Source organism: Azospirillum formosense, assembly GCF_013340925.1.
GTDB lineage: Bacteria > Pseudomonadota > Alphaproteobacteria > Azospirillales > Azospirillaceae > Azospirillum > Azospirillum formosense.
On record NZ_WHOR01000468.1, the window covers coordinates 1 to 1,872 of the forward strand.

Annotated in this window: 2 protein-coding genes and 1 pseudogene; all 3 read right to left on the reverse strand. The window is 70.5% G+C overall.

Annotation, left to right across the window (positions count from 1 at the left end; all coding sequences use genetic code 11):
* The coding region (locus GBZ26_RS29060; RefSeq protein WP_174441754.1) for an FAD binding domain-containing protein at nucleotides 1-858 on the reverse strand (858 nt) is incomplete at its 3' end.
* Entirely contained in the window at nucleotides 855-1,391 is a 537-nt protein-coding gene (locus GBZ26_RS29065) for a (2Fe-2S)-binding protein (RefSeq protein WP_174441755.1), read from the reverse strand. The genes GBZ26_RS29060 and GBZ26_RS29065, both read right to left, overlap by 4 nt.
* A 179-nt stretch (nucleotides 1,392-1,570) precedes the next feature.
* Nucleotides 1,571-1,872 (reverse strand): annotated as a pseudogene (locus GBZ26_RS29070) (hypothetical protein); the annotation flags it as partial.

The window sequence follows — 1,872 nt, forward strand, 5'->3', positions numbered from 1 at the left end:
GCGGGCGGTGGCGGACTTCACGTGGAGGGCAGCTCCCGCCTCCGGGTCGCGCCGGGGCTTGTGGGCGACGCCGCCCAGCGCCAGACGGGCATCGCGGACGGTGCCCCCGTCCATCTCCAGCCCCGCCGCCACCGACACCAGCGCGAAGGCGTAGGAGGCGCGGTCGCGGACCTTCAGATAGGTGGAATGCTCGGCGAAGCCTCTGGCCGGCAGGTCGATGGCCGTGACGAGGTCGCCCGGCCGCAGGACCGTGTCGATCTCCGGCCGGTCGCCGGGCAGGCGATGGAAATCGGCGAAGGGGATGCTGCGCTTACCCTCCGGCCCGGTCACCTGGACCACCGCGTCGAGCGCCGCCAGAGCGACGCAGAGGTCGGAGGGGTGGACGGCGATGCACTGGTCGCTGGCCCCCAGGATGGCGTGGATGCGATTCACACCGCCGATCGCGCCGCAGCCCGACCCCGGCTCCCGTTTGTTGCAGGGGGTGGCGGTGTCGTAGAAGTAGTAGCAGCGCGTCCGTTGCAGCAGGTTGCCGCCGTTGGTCGCCATGTTGCGGAGCTGCGCCGAGGCCCCGGCGAGAATCGCCTTGGACAGCATGGGGTAGCGGGTCTGCACGCGTTCGTCGTAAGCGGTGTCGGCGTTGCGGGCCAGCGCACCCAGCCGCAGGCCGCCCTCCGCCGTGTCCTCGATCCGGTCCAGCGGCAGGCGCGAGATGTCGATCAGCCGTTCCGGCCGCAGCACGTCGGCCTTCATCAGGTCGAGCAGGTTGGTCCCCCCGGCGACGAAGGCGGTCCCGGAGGCGCCGGCCCGTCCGACCGCGTCCGCCGCGCTGTCGGCGCGGGCGTAGGTGAAGGATCTCATGACGCGCCCTCCGCCTTCGTAGCCACGGTGGCCATCGCCTGCCGGATCGCCGCGACGATGTTGGGATAGGCCCCGCAGCGGCAGAGGTTGCCGCTCATCAGTTCGCGGATCTCGTCGTCGGTGGTGGCCTTGCCCTCGGCGATCAGCCCGGCGGCGGAACAGATCTGCCCCGGCGTGCAGTAGCCGCACTGGAAGGCGTCATGCTCAATGAAGGCCTCCTGGAGCGGGTGGAGCGCGTCGCCGGTGGTCAGCCCCTCGATGGTGGTGACCTTGCGGCCGTCCTGCATCGCCGCCAGCGTCAGGCAGGAATTGATGCGCCGCCCGTCCACAAGCACGGTGCAGGCCCCGCACTGGCCGTGGTCGCAACCTTTCTTGGTGCCGGTCAGGTCGAGGTGCAGGCGCAGCGCGTCCAGCAGCGTCGTCCATGGCGCGAGGTGAAGCGTCCGCTCCACCCCGTTGACGTTCAGCGTGACGGGAATCGGTTCGGGCGGCGGGGCGGGGGTCGGGCGCAGGCTGGCCTTGAGCTGTGCCATGGAGACTCCGGATCTGCGGGGGAGCGCCGGACGCCGCCACGATCAAGGACGGCGCCGGCTTCACATGTCCGGACAACAGGAGGCTGGCACCGCCGTTCCGCTTTCGAAATGAACAAGCCGGGAACGGGGATACCGCGTCCTCGGCACAGGCTGGAAGGTCGGGTTTCGGCGGCGCGCCGTTACTTCTTCGCGGTGGCGGCGATGCCGGATTTTTCCGCGGCGTCCAGCAATGTGACGACCTCCGGGGCGACCCACCAGCGGCAGCGCTTGCGCTCGTCGCTCGACACGGCGATGACGCGGTCGATCAAGCGGGTTTCGGCAGCGCCGAACGTCTTCTGTTGCCGCAAGGCCGCCTCGATGACCCCGGCCAGCGCGATGTCGAGCGCGGTGATCTCGATGGGGTAGCTCAGCATGTCCGCCAGATCTGCGAGCTGGCCGAGCGTCCGCAGCCCTTCCGCGGCGCCGGTGGAGGACCGCCAGA